At 46.4% G+C, this 15664-nt stretch carries 13 protein-coding genes and 3 pseudogenes; 10 read left to right on the top strand and 6 right to left on the bottom strand.

From position 1 onward, the window contains the following. Positions 1 to 213: 213 nt before the first annotated feature. Both ACZYR9_RS26235 and ACZYR9_RS26230 read left to right on the top strand, forming a co-directional pair. Positions 214 to 1236, top strand: a complete 1023-nt coding sequence (locus ACZYR9_RS26235; protein ID WP_139170768.1) for a transposase — start codon at positions 214 to 216, stop codon at positions 1234 to 1236. A 46-nt stretch (positions 1237 to 1282) separates the two neighbouring features. Beyond that, positions 1283 to 1789, top strand: coding sequence for a hypothetical protein (locus tag ACZYR9_RS26230; RefSeq protein WP_054820364.1), 507 nt, complete (start codon positions 1283 to 1285; stop codon positions 1787 to 1789). A 159-nt stretch (positions 1790 to 1948) separates the two neighbouring features. Here the strand turns inward: ACZYR9_RS26230 and tnpC are convergent. From tnpC to tnpA, 3 genes and pseudogenes are all read right to left on the bottom strand, one after another. Further along, positions 1949 to 3531 (bottom strand): annotated as a pseudogene (gene tnpC, locus ACZYR9_RS26225) (IS66 family transposase). Positions 3532 to 3598: 67 nt separating this feature from the next. Continuing rightward, positions 3599 to 3955, bottom strand: coding sequence for an IS66 family insertion sequence element accessory protein TnpB (tnpB, locus tag ACZYR9_RS26220; RefSeq protein WP_488981335.1), 357 nt, complete (start codon positions 3953 to 3955; stop codon positions 3599 to 3601). Positions 3956 to 4145: 190 nt separating this feature from the next. Beyond that, entirely contained in the window at positions 4146 to 4334 is a 189-nt protein-coding gene (gene tnpA, locus ACZYR9_RS26215) for an IS66 family insertion sequence element accessory protein TnpA (RefSeq protein WP_488981334.1), read from the bottom strand. A 324-nt stretch (positions 4335 to 4658) separates the two neighbouring features. Here tnpA and ACZYR9_RS26210 point away from each other — a divergent pair, with 324 nt between their 5' ends. Genes ACZYR9_RS26210 through ACZYR9_RS26200 form a run of 3 tightly spaced genes read left to right on the top strand, consistent with a single transcriptional unit; the run spans position 4659 to position 5231 of the window. Then, the gene (locus tag ACZYR9_RS26210) at positions 4659 to 4871 is read left to right on the top strand and encodes a prolipoprotein diacylglyceryl transferase family protein (protein WP_488981333.1); all 213 of its coding nucleotides are present in this window, start codon (positions 4659 to 4661) and stop codon (positions 4869 to 4871) included. 1 nt (position 4872) lies between these two features. Beyond that, the gene (locus ACZYR9_RS26205) at positions 4873 to 5046 is read left to right on the top strand and encodes a prolipoprotein diacylglyceryl transferase family protein (RefSeq protein WP_488981336.1); all 174 of its coding nucleotides are present in this window, start codon (positions 4873 to 4875) and stop codon (positions 5044 to 5046) included. Continuing rightward, positions 5043 to 5231: a hypothetical protein gene (locus ACZYR9_RS26200; protein ID WP_488981332.1), complete on the top strand. Its 189-nt coding sequence runs from the start codon at positions 5043 to 5045 to the stop codon at positions 5229 to 5231. Before ACZYR9_RS26205 ends, ACZYR9_RS26200 begins: the two co-directional genes overlap by 4 nt. On the opposite strand, the pseudogene ACZYR9_RS26195 reads toward ACZYR9_RS26200, so the two are convergent. Next, a pseudogene (locus tag ACZYR9_RS26195) lies at positions 5201 to 6560 on the bottom strand (IS4 family transposase). The gene ACZYR9_RS26200 and the pseudogene ACZYR9_RS26195 overlap by 31 nt on opposite strands. A gap of 179 nt (positions 6561 to 6739) precedes the next feature. Between ACZYR9_RS26195 and ACZYR9_RS26190 the strand changes: the two are divergent. From ACZYR9_RS26190 to ACZYR9_RS26180, 3 genes are read left to right on the top strand one after another with little or no spacing between them, the layout of a single operon-like run. Continuing rightward, positions 6740 to 8212 carry a spore germination protein gene (locus ACZYR9_RS26190; protein ID WP_488981331.1) on the top strand — a complete coding sequence of 491 codons (1473 nt, stop codon included), beginning with the start codon at positions 6740 to 6742 and terminating at the stop codon, positions 8210 to 8212. Next, complete coding sequence (locus tag ACZYR9_RS26185) at positions 8205 to 9278, top strand: GerAB/ArcD/ProY family transporter (RefSeq protein WP_488981330.1); 1074 nt, start codon at positions 8205 to 8207, stop codon at positions 9276 to 9278. Before ACZYR9_RS26190 ends, ACZYR9_RS26185 begins: the two co-directional genes overlap by 8 nt. Then, a complete protein-coding gene (locus tag ACZYR9_RS26180) occupies positions 9275 to 10384 on the top strand; it encodes a Ger(x)C family spore germination protein (protein ID WP_488981329.1) in 1110 nt (369 codons plus the stop codon). The genes ACZYR9_RS26185 and ACZYR9_RS26180 overlap by 4 nt, the downstream gene beginning before the upstream one ends. Before the next feature lie 61 nt (positions 10385 to 10445). On the opposite strand, the pseudogene ACZYR9_RS26175 reads toward ACZYR9_RS26180, so the two are convergent. After that, positions 10446 to 11811 (bottom strand): annotated as a pseudogene (locus tag ACZYR9_RS26175) (multicopper oxidase family protein); the annotation flags it as partial. 491 nt (positions 11812 to 12302) lie between these two features. Then, a complete protein-coding gene (locus tag ACZYR9_RS26170) occupies positions 12303 to 13193 on the bottom strand; it encodes a LysR family transcriptional regulator (RefSeq protein WP_488981328.1) in 891 nt (296 codons plus the stop codon). 145 nt (positions 13194 to 13338) lie between these two features. Here ACZYR9_RS26170 and ACZYR9_RS26165 point away from each other — a divergent pair, with 145 nt between their 5' ends. Beyond that, a complete protein-coding gene (locus tag ACZYR9_RS26165) occupies positions 13339 to 14415 on the top strand; it encodes a YeiH family protein (RefSeq protein WP_488981327.1) in 1077 nt (358 codons plus the stop codon). Positions 14416 to 14510: 95 nt separating this feature from the next. Next, positions 14511 to 15434 carry a malate dehydrogenase gene (gene mdh / locus ACZYR9_RS26160; protein WP_488981326.1) on the top strand — a complete coding sequence of 308 codons (924 nt, stop codon included), beginning with the start codon at positions 14511 to 14513 and terminating at the stop codon, positions 15432 to 15434. Positions 15435 to 15664 lie beyond the last annotated feature (230 nt).

The raw sequence follows: 15664 nt of genomic DNA, 5'->3' as shown, positions 1-15664 counted from the left end.
AATTACTCTGCAAAATGTATGGACTAAAGACGCTTTTGTAAATCGCATGCGCATGAATGACGAACATCGGAAAGCCGTATGAGGGAAAACTTCACGTACGGTTTGATGAGGAGGGGCTGAAAAAAAACTACGGCGGCATGAATAACTAACAGGATCTTCCTAACGGTTTGTCGAAGTAATTACGGTCAAAATTTCCAAAGGAGTTGACCCGCATTGCTTTCCAAAAACCGTCTGCGTCCACAACGGAGAATATACTTTAGACCTGAACATAAGAATTGTCCTCACTGCCAACAGAAATTACGTCGTTCACATACAGCATGGAATAAGAAAATCGCCACATTGAAAGAAGTCGTTCACGTTTGGAGCATGGCCTACCATTGCGAAAATCCAGATTGCCCGAAGCCAGGTGTATACTACAAATCGGCGGAAGCAGAAGCAATAAGCATGAAGCATTCTCCTTACGGCTTCGACGTTGTTTGCCTAGTTGGTGAACTTCGCTTCAAACGGCATATGACCCGCAAGGAGATTGCGGATGAATTGAACGCGAGAGGTGTTCAGACATCCGAACGGAGCGCACAAAATCTGTATGAACGGTATCAAACATTGCTTGCTGCTAGTCTTACTGAACATACGAAGAAAGTGCTGGCTGAAGTCACAGAACAAAACGGCGGTATTATCTTGTCTATGGATGGCGTCCAGCCAGAGAAAGGCAATGAGACACTTTATGTAATTCGTGAAGTATTCAGCGGTACTGTCTTAATAGCAAAAAACATGAAAAGTGGTTCATCTGCCGAGTTACAAACGCTCATCCAACCGATCATCGAGCAAGGCTATCCGATCGTCGGTATTGTTAGTGATGGACAGCAATCCATTCGTCTAGCGATGGAGACGCTTTTGCCCGATGTGCCTTATCAATATTGCCAGTACCATTATTTAAAAGACATCGCGAAACCGGTTGTTGATGTCGATCGAAAGTTAAAGACCGAGCTCAAGAAAAGCATGCGCGGCATTCGTGAAGTCGAGCGGAAAATCGAACAGTCGGATTCACAAGAAGCAAGCATCGCGAAGGGTTACGTTGCTGCCGTACGTGCATTGCTCTTGGAAGACGGAAATCCTCCATTAGATTTACCCGGTATGCGTATCTATGAACAGGCCCAAGCCATTCAAGCGTCCCTTCAAAAATGCTTGGATAAAAAAGGGGGCCACCCTACTTCAAAACGTTTTCAGAATATTTAGTAAAGTCGATTCCCTTCAGCAACAATACGAGAAAGTCGCTCGCTGGATGAAGCCAATCCGTCACATTGCAGAAATCCTTGAACCCAGCATGGATAAGACAAGCAAGACAGTTGAATGGGAAATGACAAAGCTGTTGGATTGGGTTCGGCTTTCCTATACCGAAGAGAATGATCTGGAAATGGTTAACAATCTCCTTAGTTACAGCAAGGGATTCTGGAAGGGACTCTTCACTTGCTACGATCATTATCATGTGCCAAGAACGAACAACGATCTGGAACGCTTCTTCCGAGCTACGAAGACACGACACCGTCGGATGACCGGGCTACGCAACTGGAACGAATACATCTTACGGAATGGTGAGATGGTTGTGCTCGTTGATGATGGACTTAAACAGGAAAACCTAATCGCCCGTTTAAGGATGGTCGACTACACAAGCTACAAGAAACAGAAAGAAAAATGGAATAACCGGTTGAGCGATAGTGTTATGCGCAAACGGTTTAAACGCGATCCACAAAATTATCTTAAAAATTTAGAAAACCAATGGCTCAAATAACATGTATGTTATTCATGCCGCCGTAGAAAAAAAAAAAAAAAATTCAGTCCTTTACTCTAGAAGGATGCAAGTTCTTGTACCTGGATCTGGACAAGAACTTGCATTAAATGTAAGCATAAAACAGCCCGCACCTGTTAAAGGAATGGGGGCTGTTTTATGCTATTTCTTGAATACCCTGCAGATTAACGGTAAAGTAGTTGACCAGGGAAGCAGCTTGTCCAGCACTTGCGGATCCTTTGGATCTTCCAACTGGGGGAGCTTCTCGAACAAGTAGGTCAAGTAGTAGAAGGGATGAAGCCCATTTTCCTTGGCTGTTTCCGCAATACTGTAGATCACCGCGCTGGCCTTGGCCCCGCGGGGGTATTGGAGAACATCCAATTCTTCCGTCCAATGACGAACGGCTTAATGGATCGTTCGCTTCGGTTGTTGTCGAGCTCCAGCCGGCCGTCCTGCATAAAGGCCGTCAGCTTCTCCCACTGGTTCAGACAATACCCAATTGCCTCCCCGAGTTTGCTCTTGGGAAGTGCACGCCCATTCTGCTTATGAATCCACGCTAAAAAAGCATCCAACACCGGTTGACTGTTCTTCAGTCGGGCCTCATAACGTTCTTCCGGCGTAGCATCCTTCAATTCCCGCTCAATGGCAAAGAGGCGGTTACAGAACTCAAGCCCCTCCTTCGTTGTAACCGTTGCAGTCTCGGTTGCCTTTGGCGGCAATGCTTTCAGAGCTTCATCGAACTTTCGTCGGGCATGGGACCAGCACCCGACAAGCGTAACGCCGTCCACCTTATGGTAACCGGGATAACCATCGGTATGGAGGTATCCCTTGAACCCCGTCAGGAAATTCCGGGCATGCTCACCGGCCCGCGTTTCCTGGTAGTCGTACAGGATCATCGCCGGTCCGATGCGCCCCGTGCGGTACAGCCACAGATAGGATTTGGTTTCGGCAGTTCGTCCCGGCTCCCGGAGAACTTGCAGCGTGGTTTCATCGGCATGAAGGATATCCCGCTGAAGCAAACACTCATGCATCCGGTCATACAGCCGCACCAACCACTGATCCGCTGCCGCCATCATCCAGTTGGCCATGGTCTGGCGGGACAACAACACTCCAAAGCGGGCAAATTGTTGCTCTTGCCGGTACAACGGCATGCTCTCCACATACTTCTGGCTCATAATATGGGCCAGAATGGAAGGGGACGCCAAACTGCCGGGTTGAACCGGTTTCGGCATGGGGGCTGTAACGATCGGTGTTTCTGTAGCTTCCAGCTCATATCGACGGCATGCATATACATACCGGACATGCTTGACCACTTTGACCTCGGCAGGAATGTATTTCAACTCTTGCCGGATTTCCGTGCTCATCTCATGAAGGCCGCCACCGCAGCACGAACAAACCTGCTCCGCTTCGGTCAGGCGGTATTCGACGGTTTCCACAGGCAAATGCTCCAGATTCTCAACACGACCGCCTCGTACCTTCTTCTTCCGCTGGTACGTGATGGTCTCAACGGTCGGTTCTTCCTTTGGGGGATCTGCCTCTGCTTCGATCTCGTTAAACAGCTCCAACTCCAGTTGATCCGGATGGGTCCGTTCACTGGAGGCACCGAACCGTTTTTTCTGGGCAAGGCGAAACTGCTCCTCAAGCCGAGACAGCTCGGCAGCCAGTTTTTTATTTTCATCCACAAGCAGGCGATTCTGCTCTTGCAGTTCTTCTATGGTAGGGGCCGGCTTCGATGTACGTTTCATACATTAGGTATTCAACCCAACTGCTTCGGAATCCTACTGCCACCTGTGACAATCCGGCGACATCCGGTTAAATGACCACACTGGCGTTCACAGCCGGATGAGCGTGGCGTTGCTTCAACGAAAGTCCGTCCAACAGCCAGCGTAATTCCCGACGGGATACCTCCATTGGGATTGCAGAAGAGGATTCGGGCCATTGGAAGGTGCCGCGTTCCAGACGACGGTAATACAACCAGAAGCCATTATGGTTCCAGTACAGGATTTTCAACTTGTCCCGTTGCCGGTTGCAGAACACAAACAGACTCGGAGAAAAGGGGTCGAGGTTAAACCCCTCCTGCACCAATGCGGCCAGGCTGTCGATGGATTTTCTTAAATCCGTGCATCCGCAGGCCAAGTAGACTTGTTTGATCTGAACTTCACTCAGCATACAGTTTGCAGGATACGTACCGCATCTGCGAGTACGGATGGGCTGAACCCTGGTTTTAGTTCAATGGTTGCCGCTCCGACACGGATCACAAGAACCGAATCCACCGTTACCGCCCCCTTGTTTTCAACGCTGACTTCGACCCAGTTGGATCGTGCAGGCTTATGTTCACATATCAGAATCTTTAAGTCCTTTACAGAACTAAAGCGTAAGGGGGTACCCTTTCTAATTGAGCCGATAACTTTTCCAAATTGCGAACCCAGAAATGAAACTGTCGGCGATTCAGTTTATATTCGGCACACCATTCCGTAATGTTCAGTCCGCTGGCTTTCTGGGCCGCAATCTGTTCGGCCCAATATTGTCTTCTCTCGGAAACGGTCATGAAAAAATCCTCCTCGCGTTATTCTGAGGAAGATTATCTCATGGCCGGTTTGATGTTTATAGGTGGGCAGGGTTTTACGCTTACCGACAAAAGAGGTCCTAAACCCTTGTGGTTGTTAGACTTTTGATTCGTTTAGCAAGCCCTATTTATACCCAAGATATAGCTAAAAAATGCTCAGTTCGAGTGGGAAAATTGCTTCTGACGGGATCCGATCACTCAAGCGAAGAAATACGGTTTTTTTCAGATTAAACGCATATCACCGGAGGTAATGAGGCTGAATCAAACTTTGCAGGGTGGCGATAACACGAAAGTTATTCTATTTCGATGGGGGATTTTTCGGTTCGTTCTTACGGCCTTGTTTTGGTTCTGGCAATATTGCTTGAAATGGGCGTAGCTTATTTCTTGGCAAGAGGGACTCATTACCAGAAGCTCATTCCAAATATGATCGTTTATGTGGTTCTAGGAGCGATTATTAGCGAACGAATATGGCAACGTCTTCTTTTTTCAGTGGAACTATTATTCCGAAAATTTATCTGAAATCCCGGCAATCTGGAACGGAGGCATCGCAATCCAAGGCGCACTGGTCGGCGGTTTCATCTCTGCTGCTATTTATACGTGTGTACATCGTCTTTCGTTTTGGACGTTGGACGACCTTATCGCACATGCCAATATATATTGGGATAAGCGATCGGACGAATTGCTTGCTTTTTGAATGGAGATGCTTACGGATCTCCGACAGGATCTAGATTTGGCATCATTTATCCAGAAGGAACGATGTCTTTTGATGTATATGGCTCTCAACCCTTATGCCCTGCTGAAGTATGGGAAGTGCAGTGGGATTTGATTGTGTTTGCGCTATTAATAACTCAACTTTCGCAGCATGAAATCGGCAGATAGGCCTTGATGTAACTGGGCAGGGCGACGATCCATTGCTGGAGTTGACGCTGAATGAGTGTTGAGATTTTCTTTCCGGTTTTCGTGGCGATTTCCGTGATCAATTCGACCAGTTGCTGCAGGGCAACCGCCCAGTCGATGGTACCGACTTCATCGCAAAGCAAATAAAACAATCCGCCAAAAGACCGCTGATCGGTACTCTGCCGGTGCTGCCAGGCGAGAAGAATGTAGCGCGAAAACACAATCGTCGTATGACTCACGAGCAGATCGTACGAGCGGCCCTGAAACTCTTCTTTGCAAGCGCAGCAGGGATTTGGCGCACTTGAAGAAGACCTCGATCTCCCAACGCATCCGGTAAATCTGGATGATGTCTTGGGCGGACAACGTCAGATCGGTCGAAAGAACGGCAAGCCATTCTTTTTTCTTTGAACGGTGACGGAAAAACACGATCGTCACCGGGATGCCGGGGGTAAGCTCCGTCCGGATCTGGCGGAGGATATTGCGGTTTCTGCCCTCAACACGTGGTGCAACAGGATACAGATCCTTCAGGTTCAGCCGCTCCCCGTTCACGAGATAGCGCTTGTTATCGTTCTTCACCATGCCGATCACATGCAGTCCGCGGCGGGTCACTTCCTGAATGAGCGGCGCATGCGTAAACCAACTGTCCATAAGGACAAATGACGCAGAAATCCCGGCCTGAGTGGCACGATCCAGCATTATAGCGATCACTTGCGGGGCAGAGTAGAGTGCTTCCTGGCGGCGTTTGTAGCCATGAGTGCGCTTGTCGATGCCTTCCATCATACCGTTAATGCCGGACTTCGCGGAACTGAGCAGTGCAAAGTCCATGGGGATAAAGGAATGTCCATCCGACCAGCCCATCGTCAGCAAGCGGAAGCCCTTGTAGAACTCACCCGTCGCATGGTCCTTGAATCGCGCCAGCATCTCGACAGCCTTACTCCGGTTACGCTCGAACAAGGAGTCGTCGAAGATAAACGCCGTCTCCCTGTTCGCCGAAGTCAGTTTCTCCATTCGCTGAACCGTTTCGCCGCTTAGCGACAGCAGAAATCGCCGCCAGGCATATCCGCCGTGATTCAAAAACCGGTAGACTGCATCTTTGCCTGGGAACGCCTCGCCCTTGCTGCTCTCCAGTAGCCGGAACCAGTTCTTCTGGTGAAACAACAGAACGAATACAACGCGTAACAAATAGGCACAGGTGAACCCAAACTTCTTCTTGAAACCTGCGCCATTCAAGTGTTTGAGCACACTCAGTTCCAGAAAAGCCGGTTTGATTTCTTTTGGCAGTTGATCAAGTGATTGCTGTTGTTCTATCATAGAGGAGGCACCTCTTCTGTGTGGTAATGGACGCTCGACACTCTCACTTTACCAAACGAAGAGGTGTTTTTCTATTTTCGTCAAACCGACAATCCAATTGAATTCTAACCAATGCTACGTGGCTGTTAAGCTGATTTTGGCTCTGCGAAAGTTGAGTTAATAACCTTAAGACATAAGGCTTGGCCAACGTTTTTTTTCAGGCTCACGGTTGGTATGAGGGAGCTTTTTCACGTATCAACAATTTAAGTCCGCCCAGTATAAATATGGATTTGTTGAGTCACAATGGGAAGGGGGGTGGAAACATGAGAAGCGTACATGAAAATGTCGATCCATTGATCCTGAAATTAAACGAAATCTTTGGAGAAAACAGCGATTTTGTTATGGAAGCAAGCATTCTTTTTCAAAAGAACATATACTTATGTTACTTTCGTTCGATCGTTGATGCAACAAAGACGAAGGAGACGTTACATTCGATTTGCTCAGACCAATCAAAAGATTTGGAGTTAGAGGAGCAGGCATTGCAGGTTGGTGGGAAACGCAAGTACTCGTTGGACGAAGCCGTCAACGGTTTACTGGAAGGAAAGCTGCTTTTCTTTGTTCCGCAAAGCACAGGATTTATTTTGATGGATCCGTCACATCCAGCCTTGGAAAGGAGTATTACAGGCCCGCAAAATGAAAACGTCATCCAATCTTCTTTTGATGCATTTACAGAAGACATGGATAAAAATATTGCATTACTGCGAAAAAATTTGCCGTCTAAAGAACTGAAAGTACAATCTTTATCCGTAGGTTCCCTGCAGCACCGTAAAGTGGGAGTTATATCTTTATCCGGAAAAGCGAGCAAGCTTCGGGTAGATAAAATCGTCCAATGTTTGCAGCAAAATAAAGAAAAAGATATCTTACATATTCAAGATTTATTAAGAAGATTGAAGCAGCCGTTATGGAATCCTCTTTCTACTGCTCCGTCATCCGAGCTCTCCACAGAAGCGGTTCGGTGGCTGATGGAAGGGAGAATCATTATTTTCCTGGATCGGCACCCCTTTGCATTGACTGTACCGGGAATCGTTTTCGATCTATGGACACTGATGAATGATCATAATTATCCATCCATCTTAATGCATTTCATACGTATCATTCGGATCGCCGGGCTTCTGATTTCGTTAATCGGACCCGGGCTTTATGTTGCTTTGGTTGCTGTAAATCCCGAAGCATTGCGTATACAACTGGCATTGTCTGTGGCGAAAAGCAGGGAAGGGGTGCCTTATCCGGCAATCATTGAAACGCTGTTCATGCTTATAGTCCTGGAAATGATCGTGGAAGCGAGTATGCGCCTTCCTAAAAGTATCGGACCAACCATTACAATGGTCGGTGGCATTATTCTCGGACAAGCTGTGGTACAAGCTAAACTGGTCAGCAATTTGTTGATCATTATTTTAGCCGCTACCACGATAGCCAATTTCACACTGGTCGGATTCCAGAACTCTTTGGCAATTCGTTTGTTCAAATATGTCATTCTGATTCTAGGTTCCATCTATGGCGTGTTGGGTGTGATTATAGGAATTGCTTGGTTATGTATCTATCTGTCAGGGATTATCACCTTTGGTGTACCTTATCTCAGTCGTCGAATAAAGGATGAGTGGTCCGATGATTAAACAAGCTCATCATTATTTTGTTTTTGTTATCGTCCATATGAGCCTGCTTTTCTTTGTTTATCCGGAGAAAATAATTGAAAGTACCAGAACAGGACATTGGGAGGCCATCTTAGTAAGCGTTTTGTTTGAATTTATTTTGTTATGGATTTATGTAAAGGGATTAATGTGGTTTCCAGGTCAGGACTTGCCTGATATTTTTCATGAGAGTGCGGGAAAATGGGTTTCCCGCATCTTGCTCTCTCCTCTGGTTCTTTATTTTTTTATGACCATTTTTTTGTTGGCCAGGAGCCATGCCGAGCTGCTTACGATTGTATTCCTCCCCAAAACTCCGATATGGGCGCTGTTATTGTTATTGATCATTCCTTTATATGCTGCCTGGAAAGGGATACATACGATTTATCGCTCAAGTGTTCTTTTTTTTATTCTGTCTGTTCCGGTGATTTGCTTTGCATTAGTCAGTTCCTTCCGGAATTTTCACTACCCGAACGCGTTTCCCATTTTGAATACGAGGCTGGATTTTTTCATGAAGCCCGGCTTCTATTCAAGTTTATTTGCCTATGCCGGTTTTTTGTATTTGGGGATGGTAAATTTTTTCGTGAAGACGCCTACCGGCAAGTGGAAGCCACTCTTTACCGCATTTTTCAGTCTGATTCCCTTCTATGTACTGTCTGTCTATATTCCTCTGTTAACGTTTGGTCAAGAAGCGGCAACGAAATTTCGTTTTCCCTTGATTATGACATTGGATACCGTGGACATTGAATCATTGATTTTCAATCGGGTAACCATGTTCTATGTGATCTCCACGCTAATGTTTGTCGTCATCTACATTGCTCTCTTGATTTGGGCATCCGTAAGGATAATAAAAAAGATGTTTATTCCTATGAACGAAAAATATTTGGCTATCCTATTGACGTTTGCTGCTTATACCGCCGGTTTATCGGTTCCGGGTTGGAACTGGGTGGATACCTTTATCTGGTGGGATACATCGCTTCGTCTTTATTGCATGATTGCAATTCCTGTGGCTTTATTCTGGATGGGTCAAAGAAAGAGGAGGCATCAACATTGATCGGGCCCGGATTGCGAAGGCTGTTCATCCTATTGACCATTTTAAGCTGTGTCGGTCTGCTTAGCGGATGTTGGGATGCGAAAGAAGTCAACAATCGTGCCCTGCCGGTGGTCATGGGGATCACTATGAATGAGAGTAACGAGTACCAGGTGTTATTTCGAATCCCCATTATGGGTGACTCCGGGAAGAGGTTTATTGTCGTTCAGGCCGAAGCGTCCACGATAAGCGACGCAATCGATAAGTTGCGTACGAATATGAAACGGAGCCTGGATTTGCTGCACCTAAAACTGATCTTAATCGGCGAGAATATGGCCCGCGAAGGTATGAAAGAAGCTACAGATTTTATGATGCGCACCCGGGAGGTTGAACCGAAAGCTTTCGTGGCTGTCGTTGCAGGAGATATAGGGGACTTGATTAGAAGTGAGGAAAGATCCGGCGAGAATGAAGGGACTTCTTTTTACAATTTTTTCAATAAAAAAGCGGGATGGACGCCGAATGTTTCCCTTGTGTATCTATGGGAAGCATTCAGGGCGGTTTATGCAGATACGGAAGACGTGGCATTGCCGTTGATCAGTAAGGGAAAGGAAACTATGTTGGAATTCAAAGGCTCAGCCATCATGCACCGGGACAAAATGGTCGGTACCCTTACAAATGACGAAACGTTAATTTACAATCTGTTTCAAGGAAGATATACGGGGGGAACGGTAGAGGTGATGGGTCATGCCAGTGTTTATATCCTTAAGGCTACGGTTCACAATCATTCGTATTGGAAAGGTGAAACCCCAAAGGTGGACAGCAAACTGAAGTTAATCGTTACTCTATTGGAAAGCAAGGAACCGCAGTCTAACACAATGATTCAAGAAGAACTGGAAGGGTTAATGAAGGAACGTTTCGAGAAACTATTCCATAAGCTGCAGCAACAAAAATCAGATACCTTAGGTATCGGCCAATACTTTAGAAATAAAATGTCACTCAATCACATGGAGAGATGGAAAGAGGAGCTGTATCCGAAAGTGCAGGTGGATTTGCATGTGGAAGCGATCATCCGAAATAGCGGCAATTTAAAAGATGAAAAGAACACCAGCTTACCTAAAATGCTTAAATGAAGCGCAGTTTGAAGAAAAATTACGGACTTATATCTCGGGGACAAAGTCTGTATCCTTGTTCTTATTCAGGTTTGTTGCCCGCATTCGGGTCGGCAATGAAATCCGATGTATATCCATTGTATTTTAATTCCGCCCGAGGCGTGACGTAAGTCGTGGCAATGGAACATCCAATCCCCCGGGTTATTCGCTTCAAAGGCAACGATGTACTCTTCGCCAGGCTTCACATTCAGTGTGTCTTTCCAGATTGGCGAGCCTTCCACCGGTTTGCCGTTCTCGCTTAGTACTTGGAAGAAATGTCCATGCAGATGCATTGGGTGATCCAGCATTTGAGAATTATTAACAAAATGAACTTTGACCGTATCACCTTTATTTACTTTGATCGGATCGGTGTCAGGGAATGTTTTTCTATTGATCGTGTATACCATTTGACCGTTTTTCATTCCCATATTCAAATTCATCGTATATTCCGTGGTATATTTTTGATCAAGTGTGAATTTAGCTTCTGTCGCCTGACCGTATTTGGTCATATCCACTGCAGGGAGTTTGGCTGACGCGTTCGGCTGATCGTTTCTTGCGATTGCTCCTTCATATTGGATTTGAGCTTTCATACCCTTAACAGCTTCGTGATTGCCGTGTTCCTCCAAATACCATTCACCGGGATTGTTAGCTTCAAATTCGATGTCGTAACGTTCGCCCGGGGCAATTGAAATCAAGTTGTCTTTGAGCAGACCAGGTTGGTTGACAGGCTGTCCATCGGTTGCCGTGATTTTAAAATCATGACCGTGCAAATGAATTTGATGAGATACAAACCCTGCATTGATAAGGCGTATACGCACTTTATCACCCTGCATCACAGATAATTTATCGACCAGAGAACCGGATTTTCCATTGATTGTGTATAGGTCGTACATATTTATATCATGGCCCATGTCTATTTTCGCTGCCCCTGAGCTAGCCCACTCGTCGAGGACAAGGGAATAATCCCGATCAACGTTATCATCGCTGGACTCAACAATGAATGCACCATAAAGTCCTCTTTCCACTTGGTTTTCGCTGTCCTGATGGGAGTGATACCAGTACGTGCCGGGCACATCCGCTTTAAAGGTATAGGTGAACGATTTGCCGGGCTGCACTGCGTTTTGCGTAACCCCGGGTATGCCATCCATGTTATTGGGCACAGGCACACCGTGTCAGTGAATGGGAACCGGTTCCGGCAATTTGTTGTTTAACGTGATGCTGACGGTATCGTCTTGTTTAACACGAATTTCCGGTCCTGGGACTGAGTTATTGAACGTCCAAACCGGGAGGAATTTTGCAGGCTTCACCTCCAAAGTGCTTTCCTGGGCTGTCAATGTAAACTTTGTATCGCGTATCGTTTGAACTTTTGCGGTTTGTATAGAAGGGAAAGTGGTACTGGTTCTTTTATCAGTATATTTCTGAGACACTTCTGAGCGATCTGCCCCCTGCGTCGTACTATTTTATCGGCCTGAATACAACCGGATAACAGCAAAGTCATAGCTGCAAAAGCAGACCCAAGTATGATTTTTAATGAGGTATTCATTGGTTTCCTCCAACCTTTCTATGAATGAATGATGGTGTAAAGATATTGTGCACAATCCATACATTAACATATTTTATACTACATTACGTAGTGTATATATTGTAAACCATTCTGAAAATTTCATACGGAAATCATTGACGGAATTTGTTTTTTCGATTCTATGGAGATCTGCGGATGTTCCGTTGGCATCATATAACTTAACAAACTATGCCTTCTACAATTGACATTTTAACCAGACTGCGTTGCGTTGAGAAATATCAATTTGCTATTTAATCAATAAGGAAAACTTATGCCGGTAATTAAAAATCAGAAAAGGCCAGGTGGAGAGAAAACCTGTCCGTAATTTTTTTTTAGAGGTTATGTCAAAGAAAAGAGAATGAACAGCTTTTTCACAAACATGTTCATCGCCATTGTAGCCGAATCATTTTTGCCGCGTATCAACAAAAAGTCTCGGGTAAATCGGTGTCCTTGCAAAGGAATTTCGCGAACCTCGCCGGTTTCCAGTTCTTTGCGAACGACCCAGCTGGATAAGATGGTGATGCCTAGCCCGGCGGCAACCGCTTCTTTTAAACCTTGGCTGCTGTTGAAAATGAAGGAGCGCTTCATCGTCAGACCGGCATCATGAATGAACTGGTCGCTGAACGCACGAGTTCCGGAACCGCTCTCTCTAAGAATCCAAACTTGATTCTGCAGCATGTGCGTCTCAACTTTTCCGAGAGAAGACAAGGGATGATCCGGATGTGCAACCAGGATCATTTGGTCTTTTAAAAACGGTTTAGCTTCCACGTCCGATTGGATCACTTTGCCTTCCACGAGTCCAAGGTCAAGTTCATTCGAACGGACGGCTTGGACGATTTCCTCGGTATTGCCAATGTTCACCTCGATCTCGACTTGTGAGTATTCATGGGAAAATTCGGCTAGCAACTTTGGCAGGAGATATTCGCCGATTGTAAAGCTGGCTCCGACTTTTATGGATCCGGTCACCACGTTCCGCAGCAAATGAATTTCCTGTCTCGCTTCTTCATAGAGTGCGAGAATTTGTTTGGCACGCTTATATAAGATCTCTCCTGCATCCGTCAGTTTCACATGTTTGGGAGAGCGGTGCATGAGCTTCGCTCCAAGCTCGTTTTCCAAATTGCGGATATGCAGACTGACTCCCGGTTGCGAGAGGTTAAGAAGCTCCGCGGCGCGGGAGAAGCTGCATTGCTCCGACACCGTTACAAATAGCTTTAGCGTTTCTACAGTCATGATGATACCTCCATATACGAATAACATTATTGTATCCCTTTTCCATTCCCCGAACAATGTCAATCATAAGTTTTTATAATGATACAAATAGCAGATCGGTATTTCACTTTCGAATCAATCGGCCTTATAGTCGGACAATAAGAACATGCATGGTTCGATTACGAGGCAGGGAGTGAGAACATTGGCAAAAGCATACACTCTTCCATTAAAAAAGAAAAACGGGTTTGGTTTTTCACAGGGTATAGGATTAACGCTGCTTCTGGCAGTGACTGCTAAATATTTGGCCGAGTTTCCTTTTTTAAGCATCATGGGACAGCTCGTCATTGCGATTCTTTTGGGTATTGCATGGAGAGCGGTGATCGGCGTACCGGAACGAGCAATGGCTGGCATTTCGTTTTCGAGCAAAAAACTGCTGCGTTACGGCATCATTCTGCTCGGGATGCGGCTCAATCTGGTGGATATCGTTCATGCCGGACCGAAGGTACTGGCGATCTCGGTGATCAGCATTGCGTTTACAATCTTTGTCGTGTACGGTATCACGAGGCTATTTAAAGTGGAGAAAAGACTCGGCATTCTGACAGCGTGTGGAACGGCGATTTGCGGAGCGGCTGCAGTCGTGGCCATTTCGCCGCAAATCAAGGCAAATGATGATGAAACTGCGATTGGCGCAGCGACGGTAGCGATTTTGGGTACGATTTTTACGCTTCTATACACCGTATTATATCCGGTACTTGGACTTTCGGATTATGGCTATGGTGTCTTTTCGGGAGCTACTCTGCACGAAGTGGCCCACGTGATCGCCGCGGCGGCATCCGATGGTAAAGATGCCGTCGATATAGCCGTAATCGTCAAGTTAACAAGGGTTGCTTTGTTAGTTCCAGTAGCCATCTTAATCGGAATTTGGGCGAACAGGATGGAACGCAAGGAACATGAGGATACGAAAAAAACGAACTGGAAGTCGATACCGATCCCGTGGTTTATTTTCGGATTCCTGATAATGAGCGGGGTCAGCACGTTAGATGTCATTCCAGTTGCTATGACGAATCAAGTGATTGTTATCGCGTATCTGCTCATTGCGATGGCTATGGCGGGACTTGGCCTCAACGTAGATATCGTCACCTTCCGCCGTTTGGGGATAAAGTCGTTTGTCGCGGGACTGATCGGATCGGTACTCTTGTCAGGATTAGGACTTGTGCTAGTTCATCTGTTCAGTCTTATGTAGATGATGCTAGTAAATATGGGCGGGTTGGGCCAGAGGCATCGCAGGTTCCCGTTATTGTCATGAAGATACAAGGAGTATCCAGGGGATGAAAGCTAATGAAAAGAGCCAAAATAACAATTATCGGCAGCGGGAATGTCGGAGCGGCAGTAGCGCATTTGGCGGTATTAAAACAACTCGGAAATGTCGTCTTATACGATATTGTGGAAGGTATCCCGCAGGGAAAGGGATTGGACCTGCAAGAAGCAGCACCCATTGAAGGATTTGATTTTCTTATCGTTGGTACAAGCAACCTGCTTGATACTGCCCATTCCGATATTATCGTAATTACAGCCGGCATGGCTCGTAAACCGGGCATGAGCCGGGATGACCTAATGGAGACGAACGTCGGTATCATACACCAAGTCATTCGACAGGTAACCCCATTTTCGCCGAATGCCAAGCTGATCATCGTGACCGATCCGTCCGATGTCATGGCACAGGTCGCTTTACAGGAAAGCGGATTTCCGCCGGAGTGGGTGATGGGGCTTGGTGGGGTGCTGGATTCCACACGATTCTGTACATTCATCGCTTTGGAATTGGGCGTCTCGTTTGAGGATGTCAAGGCACTGGTGTTGGGAGGACATGGAGACACCATGGTGCCGCTAACTCGGTATTCGAATGCAGGTGGAGTTCCAATCGACGCGTTGTTGGATAAGGCAACCTTGGATTCACTGGTGGCGTGTACGAGAAACGGTGAGGGAGAGATTGCCAACCTGCTGAAAAGCAGCAGCGCGTATTACGCACCGGCTTCCGCAATCGCCGCGATGATGGAATCGATTCTTAAAGATAAGATAAAGATCATGCCGATATCGGCTTACGTGCGCGGAGAGTATGGTCTGACGGATTTGTACCTTGGAGTCCCTGTCATACTCGGAAAACATGGGATTGAGAAAATTATCGAGTTGGATCTGTTACCATCCGAATACGCAGATCTGGTAAAATCCGCCGAAGCCGTAAAGCGTATATTTGCCAAAGCATAAAACGAAGAAATCTGCATATTCGTTGACGGAACGAATATAACCGACAAAGCAGTAAGTTACAAAAAGCATGATTTCAATGTTAATTGAAATCATGCTTTTCGTCGTACGCCCAGCATGGGCGTCATCTTTAGGGTGAAAGTCCTGAACGGGGGCTGGCGAGCGCCTACCGTAGCCAAGGGCAAGGGTGTCCGTCGCGAGGCGGAATCTGAAGGAAGCCGGAGGCAAATGCA

It is taken from the genome of Paenibacillus sp. F024 (assembly GCF_057814255.1).
The sequence above is the reverse complement of the archived record's forward strand: the minus strand, read 5'-3'. Positions and strand labels throughout refer to the sequence as shown.